Raw genomic sequence first — 6,554 nt, forward strand, 5'->3', positions numbered from 1 at the left:
CGGTGGCATCCGGTGCGCGGACCACCGAGGCCGCGGCGCCCACAGCCGATGACGTCAGGCGGTGCGTGCGGCGCGGCGCGCGGCGAGCTCGTCGACGGCGTCGGGCTGAGCGGTCTCGAAGTCGACGAGGGTGGATTCGACCTCGCGCAGGACCTTGCCGACGGCGATGCCGAACACCCCCTGGCCGCGGCTGACGAGGTCGATGACCTCGTCGTTCGAGGTGCAGAGGTACACCGAGGCACCGTCGCTCATCAGCGTCGTGCCCGCCAGATCGCGGATGCCGGCGGCGCGCAGCTGCTCGACGGCGGTACGGATCTGCTGCAGGGAGATGCCGGTGTCGAGCAGGCGCTTGACGAGCTTCAGCACGAGGATGTCGCGGAAACCGTAGAGGCGCTGCGAGCCCGATCCGCTCGCACCTCGGACGGTCGGGACGACCAGTTCGGTACGCGCCCAGTAATCGAGCTGGCGGTAGGTGATGCCGGCCGCACGCGCGGCGACGGCCCCGCGATAACCGGTGTCGTCGTCCATCTCGGGCAGACCGTCGGTGAAGAGGAGGTCTGCGGCGAACCGAGGTTCACCGAGTGCGTCGCCAGCGTTCATGCTCGCGTCCCTCCTGTTCGGTTCGTTGCTTCCACGCTAGATCAGCGAGGGTTCCCCGGCAATGACATCCGCTCCGAGATGCGCGGCGTGTCGCGCTCAGGAGAGCATTCGGTCCAGGGCGTCGCGGACGAACATGGTGCGCACCTCGTCGAGGCGAGCCGCCAACTCGGGAGCGAGCTCGCTCGCGCGCGCCCGTGACGGCGCATCGGGACGGCGAAGAAGTGCCGACAGCGCCGACTCGACCAGCGACACCTCGCGCTCGGCGCTCTGGCGCAGAGCCCGTACGTGGCGCGGCTCGATGCCGTGTCGGTCGAGGGCGACGAGGGCACGCAGCAGCGCGACCGTCTGCTCGGGGTAGCTGTCGGCGCCGATGATGACGCCGGTGCTCACGGCGTCATTGAGAAGCTGCGGTCCTGCACCGGCGGCGGCGAGCAACTCGTCGCGACGGTACCGGCGCGGGGCGCTCGTCATCGACGGGATCGACGTGGGCGGCGCGGGATTCCGGCCGGCGTCGAGGTCGGCGAGATAGTCGCGGATGACGACGAGCGGCAGGTAGTGATCGCGTTGCAGCGTCAGAGCCAGACGCAGGCGTTCGAGGTCTGCGGGCGAGAACTTGCGGTATCCCGACTCGGTTCTGGTGGGCGAGACGATGCCCTGCACCTCGAGGAAGCGCAGCTTGCTGGAGGTGAGCGCGGGGAAGTCGGGGGTGAGCCGCGCGAGCACTTGCCCGATACTCAGCAGCCCCGCAGCCGTCTGACGACTACGGGACGGGGCTGCCGCCATCAGTGCTCTGCCGCGGGCAGATCGACGGGCGAGCCGAAGAAGTTCAGGCGGAACTTGCCGATGCGCACCTCGCTGCCGTTGACGAGCGCGGCGCGGTCGACGCGCTCGCCGTTGACGTAGCTGCCGTTGAGCGAGCGCTGGTCGACGATCTCGAAGGCCGTTCCCGTGCGCGTGATCTCGGCGTGTCGACGCGAGACCGTGACGTCGTCGAAGAACAGGTCGGCCTCGGGGTGGCGGCCGACGGTGGTGATGTCGGTGTCGAGCAGGTAGCGGGCACCGGTGGTCGGCCCGGATCGGACGATCAGCAGGGCGGCACCCGACGGAAGGGCGCCGATCGCCTCGACCTCTGCCTCGGTGAGGTCGGCACCGAAGGGGACGAACGACAGATCGGCGTCGTGGGTCTGGGTCGTGTCGTGCGAACCGGCGGCGGCGGCTTCGCCTGCACGCCGGATGTCGTCTCGCTCGAATCGGCTGGTCTCGTCCACGGCTTCTCCTTCTCATTCACCATAACCGACCGGTTCGCACCAAAAGGGCGACCGGCCTCGAGCGGGCCATGATGATGCGTGATGTGTCTCGGCCCGTCGATACCGGCACCGCGGTTCGGGGCGCGAAACGGTCGACGGGACACTCGAACCTATCGACCCGAGCACGCCCCTGTCGAGTCCGAGGAGCCGGTGCGCGTCGGGCTCCGGACCCGGGGAAAGACGGCACGGCTCCCAGGCCCCTCCTCGGATGCCCTCATTAGGGTCGGAGCATGAGGTCCTCCCAGGCGCCGCGCCGGCGCACCCCTCCCGCCGTCCTGGCCACCGCATTCCTGGCCGCCGCAGCCCTGCTCGTGCCGGCCCTCCCTGCTGCCGCACACGACGAACTGATCGCGACGGACCCGACCGCCGACGCGGTGCTCGAGGCGCTGCCGGCGCAGATCACACTGTCCTTCAGCGCCGACGTGCTCCCCGACGCGGGTGCGACGGTGATCGAGGTGACCGACGCCTCGGGCGCGTCGCTCACCGACGGCACGCCCGAGGCCGCGGGCACCGAGGTGACCCAGGCGCTGGCGGGCCCGGCATCCGGTGCCGTCACCGTGCGCTGGCGCGTGGTGTCGAGCGACGGCCACCCCATCGACGGCGAGTTCGCCTTCTCGGTCCCGACCGCCTCCCCCACCCCGACACCGTCCGCATCCCCGACCGCCTCCCCCACCGCGTCGGCGAGCGAGGAGGCGACGCCCGCCGCGTCGACCGAACCCACCGCGGCACCCGTCGAGACGGCGGCTCCGGCGTCTCCGCTGCCATGGATCCTGATCGTCGTGGCGCTGGTGATCGTGGCGGGCGTGCTGGTGTACGTCTTCGCGTCGCGGGGAGCGCGGAAGACCGCCGGAGGCGGCACCGCCGGGCGATAGGCTGGAGCCATGCCTCATTACGATCTGGTCATTCTTGGTGCGGGTCCCGGCGGGTACGTCGCCGCCGTCCGCGGCGCACAGCTCGGACTGTCGGTCGCGATCGTCGAAGAGAAGTACTGGGGCGGTGTGTGCCTCAACGTGGGCTGCATCCCCTCGAAGGCGCTCCTGCGCAACGCCGACCTCGCGCACACGTTCCACGCAAAGGCCGACCTCTTCGGCATCTCGGGCGACGTGCACTTCGACTTCGGCAAGGCGTTCGACCGCTCGCGCAGCGTCGCCGCCGGCCACGTCAAGGGCATCCACTACCTGATGAAGAAGAACAAGGTCACCGAGTACGAGGGCCGCGGCTACTTCGCCGACGACCACACGATCGATGTGACCAAGACCGATGGCTCGAAGGAGCAGGTCACCTTCGACAACGTCATCATCGCCACGGGCTCGACCGTGCGCCTGCTCCCCGGCGTCACCCTGAGCGAGAACGTCGTCACCTACGAGGAGCAGATCCTCACCCGCGAGCTCCCCGAGTCGATCGTCATCGTCGGCGCCGGCGCCATCGGCATGGAGTTCGCCTACGTGATGACCAACTACGGCGTGAAGGTCACGATCATCGAGTTCCTCGATCGCGCCCTCCCCAACGAAGACGCCGAGGTCTCGAAAGAGATCCAGAAGCAGTACAAGGGCTACGGCGTCGACATCCTCACCTCCACCAAGGTCGAGTCGGTCACCGACCACGGCGACAAGGTCACCGTCGCCTACACCGGTAAGGACGGCGCGCAGGGCTCGATCGACGCCGACCGGGTGCTCATGTCGATCGGTTTCGCCCCCAAGGTCGACGGCTTCGGACTCGAGAACACCGGTGTGAAGCTCACCGAGCGCGGCGCGATCGACATCGACGACCACATGCGCACGAACGTGCCGCACATCTACTCGATCGGTGACGTCACCGCCAAGCTGCAGCTCGCCCACGTCGCCGAGGCGCAGGGTCTGGTCGCCGCCGAGACGATCGGCAAGGCCGAGACGCAGACGTTGGGCGACTACCGCAACATGCCGCGCGCGACGTTCTGCAACCCGCAGGTCGCCTCGTTCGGTCTCACCGAGCAGCAGGCGCGCGACGCCGGCCACGACATCAAGGTCTCGAAGTTCCCCTTCTCGGCCAACGGCAAGGCGAACGGCCTCGGCGAGCCCGTCGGCTTCGTCAAGCTCGTCGCCGATGCCGAGACGCTGGAGCTCATCGGTGGCCACCTCATCGGCCCCGACGTGTCCGAGCTGCTGCCCGAGCTCACGCTGGCGCAGAAGTGGGACCTGACCGCGCTCGAGGCTGCCCGCAACGTCCACACGCACCCGACACTGTCGGAGGGCCTGCAGGAGGCGTTCCACGGCCTGACGGGTCACATGATCAACCTCTAATCGACAGAGCGACGAAGGCCCGCCCCGTTCACGCCGGTCGGGCCTTCTGTCGTTCTCCGGGTGGGAAGCCCGGCATCCATCTCTCTTGCGCGCACCGTCGATGCCCGGCGAGATGCCGCATCGACGGTCGCCGGGGGTCAGTGACCGAGGGCGCGGGCGAGTTTGGATCCGGATGCCGCGTGTCGACCGCCCGCGGCGAACACCGCCGCGTCGACCGCGGTGAAGAACTCTGCGCGTCCCTGATCGTCTTCGGGGGCCGCGGGGCCGAGCTCGACCTCCCACTCCCGCCACGCGGACTCGACGCCGCGACGCTCGTCGCGCGCCCGAACACGGTCGTCGACGAACTCCGCAACCTTGTTGCCGTCAGCGTCGAGGAGGTCGTACGCCGTGCGGTTGTTGCGCACGCGCGCGAGCGGGGTGAAGGGCGGCGCGGCGATCGAGGCGACGGCATCCTGAACCGCCGGAGGCACCACGGGGTCGGCCTCGTCATCGGTGATATCGCCGAGCGGCCACTGACGCTCGGTGCGCCCGGCGCCCTTCGCCGGGCCCTTCACATGCCACCCCTCGTCGGGACCGCCGCTCCGACGGCGGACCGCGACACCGGCGCGGGCGAGCTCGGCGTCCGTCGTGTCGACGTAGCGTGCGTCGAGGTCACGCGGCTCGGGGTCACCGACCCGCGCGACACCCGGCAGCGCCGACCAGTCCGGGAGCGGCGTGGCGTCGCCGACGTCGTACTTCGCCTCGACCTCGACGCTCGACGCGCCGTGGGCGGCTTCGCTCAATCGTCGCGTCCGTCGACGTCGGGGTTGATGTCTTCGGTCTCCTCCGTGTACGCGAAGACCGCCTCGGTGGGGCCGTCGGACTCGCCGGTGTTCGTCGGCTCGCCCTGGCGGCGGTAGACCAGCTGGCCCTCGCTGTAGGGCATGATCAGCGTGTCGTCGAAGTCGTTCTCGAGAGGGAGGACCTGCCCGTCGAGCGGGCCTCCGGTCAGTCGTGCAATAGCCATGCTGAAAGCGTAGACCGCGACCCCGACACCGCCCGGCGCCTTGACAGTGCTCGCCTAGAATCGCTCGGGTGACATGGACGGACCTGCCCGGCGACCGCCCCTTCGTCCTGCTCGCCACCCGGGCCGAGGATCTCCCGGCCGACGAGGAGTACGCGCTCTTCCTCCGTTACACCGGGCTGCCGCCCGAGCGCCTGCTCCGCATCCGCCTGGAGAGCGAACCGATGCCCGCTCTCGATCTCGACGACGTCGCCGGCATCATGGTCGGGGGAAGCCCCTTCAACGCCTCCGACCCCCTCGAGAAGAAGTCGTCGGTGCAGCGACGAGTGGAGGCCGAGATGGCCGCGCTGCTCGACGAGGTCGTCGCCCGCGACCTGCCGTTCCTCGGGGCCTGCTACGGCGTCGGCACCCTCGGCACGCACCTGGATGCCACCATCGACGGCACGTTCGCAGAACCCATCAGCGTGGTCGAGGTGACCCTCACCGATGAGGGGCGCGGCGACCCGTTGGCGGCGGGACTGGCCGATACGTTCTCGGCGTTCGTGGGGCACAAGGAGGCGATCACGGCACTCCCCGGGGAAGCGGTGCTGTTGGCGTCCTCCCCCACGTGCCCGGTGCAGATGTTCCGGGTGGGGCGGAACGTCTACGCGACGCAGTTCCATCCCGAGCTCGACGTCGACGGCATCGTCACCCGCATCCACGCGTACGCGGGCTACGGCTACTTCGCCGCCGACGAGCTGCAGACCACCCTCGCGGCCGTACGCCGCGCGCCCGTCACGGCACCGTCGCGCATGCTGCGCACGTTCGTTGAACGCTACGCGAGGTAGCCCGCCCCACTCGCGGAACATGCGGGGTCGTCCGCCGCTGCTCCCGGGGACGGGCGCGGCCGTTGGCCCATGCTCACGCCAACCGGCGCGTTAGCCTGCCCCGGGCAGGGACGAGCGCCTGTTCAGAGCCGGTGACGCGCGGAGACCCGGACCACCGAGATCGGCGCGGTCACGGCGGGGTGGGCACGGCGCAGCGCGGGCTCGAGCCCGAGATCGACGAGGTGCACGCGACCCGAGAGGTCGGGACCGCGGCCGAGCACCAGACCGGCCTTGACGGCCCCGAACGTGACCGTGACGTCGGCGGGGAGCACGGCGCCCTCCGCCGTCCCGTCGTCGGGGTCGAGGCCGCTCGGGAGGTCGACGGCGACGACCTGCGGACGCTCGGGGAGGGCGAGGAGGGCTTCGACGAGCGCGCGGGCGGAGCCGCGGAGGCGGCGGTCGCGGAGGCGCCCGATCCCCAGGATGCCGTCGAGCACGAGGGAGTACCCGCTCAGTCGGGCGGACGCGTCGCTGGCCGAGACCACGCGCGCGCCGGCGC

General features: G+C 70.3%; 9 protein-coding genes. 3 read left to right on the forward strand and 6 right to left on the reverse strand.

From position 1 onward, the window contains the following. Positions 1-54: 54 nt before the first annotated feature. The 3 genes from RWP81_RS13030 to RWP81_RS13040 form a co-directional block, all read right to left on the reverse strand. Positions 55-600, reverse strand: coding sequence for a MerR family transcriptional regulator (locus tag RWP81_RS13030; RefSeq protein ID WP_314456761.1), 546 nt, complete (start codon positions 598-600; stop codon positions 55-57). A 96-nt stretch (positions 601-696) separates the two neighbouring features. Then, a complete protein-coding gene (locus RWP81_RS13035) occupies positions 697-1,383 on the reverse strand; it encodes a MerR family transcriptional regulator (RefSeq protein ID WP_314456763.1) in 687 nt (228 codons plus the stop codon). Next, positions 1,383-1,868 carry an FHA domain-containing protein gene (locus RWP81_RS13040; RefSeq protein WP_183417975.1) on the reverse strand — a complete coding sequence of 162 codons (486 nt, stop codon included), beginning with the start codon at positions 1,866-1,868 and terminating at the stop codon, positions 1,383-1,385. Before RWP81_RS13040 ends, RWP81_RS13035 begins: the two co-directional genes overlap by 1 nt. A gap of 269 nt (positions 1,869-2,137) precedes the next feature. On the opposite strand from RWP81_RS13040, the gene RWP81_RS13045 reads away from it, so the two are divergent. Together RWP81_RS13045 and lpdA are read left to right on the forward strand one after the other, a co-directional pair. After that, a complete protein-coding gene (locus RWP81_RS13045) occupies positions 2,138-2,779 on the forward strand; it encodes a copper resistance protein CopC (RefSeq protein WP_314456765.1) in 642 nt (213 codons plus the stop codon). A 9-nt stretch (positions 2,780-2,788) separates the two neighbouring features. Continuing rightward, positions 2,789-4,186, forward strand: a complete 1,398-nt coding sequence (gene lpdA / locus RWP81_RS13050) for a dihydrolipoyl dehydrogenase (RefSeq protein WP_314456767.1) — start codon at positions 2,789-2,791, stop codon at positions 4,184-4,186. A 137-nt stretch (positions 4,187-4,323) separates the two neighbouring features. Here the strand turns inward: lpdA and RWP81_RS13055 are convergent, their stop codons facing one another. Beyond that, complete coding sequence (locus RWP81_RS13055) at positions 4,324-4,968, reverse strand: CYTH domain-containing protein (protein ID WP_314456769.1); 645 nt, start codon at positions 4,966-4,968, stop codon at positions 4,324-4,326. Beyond that, on the reverse strand, positions 4,965-5,192 hold the full coding sequence (locus RWP81_RS13060) for a response regulator (RefSeq protein ID WP_314456771.1): 228 nt from the start codon (positions 5,190-5,192) through the stop codon (positions 4,965-4,967). Before RWP81_RS13060 ends, RWP81_RS13055 begins: the two co-directional genes overlap by 4 nt. A 68-nt stretch (positions 5,193-5,260) precedes the next feature. Here RWP81_RS13060 and RWP81_RS13065 point away from each other — a divergent pair, with 68 nt between their 5' ends. Further along, positions 5,261-6,016 (forward strand): glutamine amidotransferase, encoded by a 756-nt coding sequence (locus RWP81_RS13065; RefSeq protein WP_314456773.1) that lies wholly within the window; start codon positions 5,261-5,263, stop codon positions 6,014-6,016. Between the two features lie 122 nt (positions 6,017-6,138). Here the strand turns inward: RWP81_RS13065 and RWP81_RS13070 are convergent. Beyond that, on the reverse strand, positions 6,139-6,554 hold a 416-nt coding region (locus RWP81_RS13070), incomplete at its 5' end, for an NAD(P)H-hydrate epimerase (RefSeq protein ID WP_314456774.1).

This window comes from uncultured Microbacterium sp. (genome assembly GCF_963521695.1).
Taxonomy (GTDB): domain Bacteria; phylum Actinomycetota; class Actinomycetes; order Actinomycetales; family Microbacteriaceae; genus Microbacterium.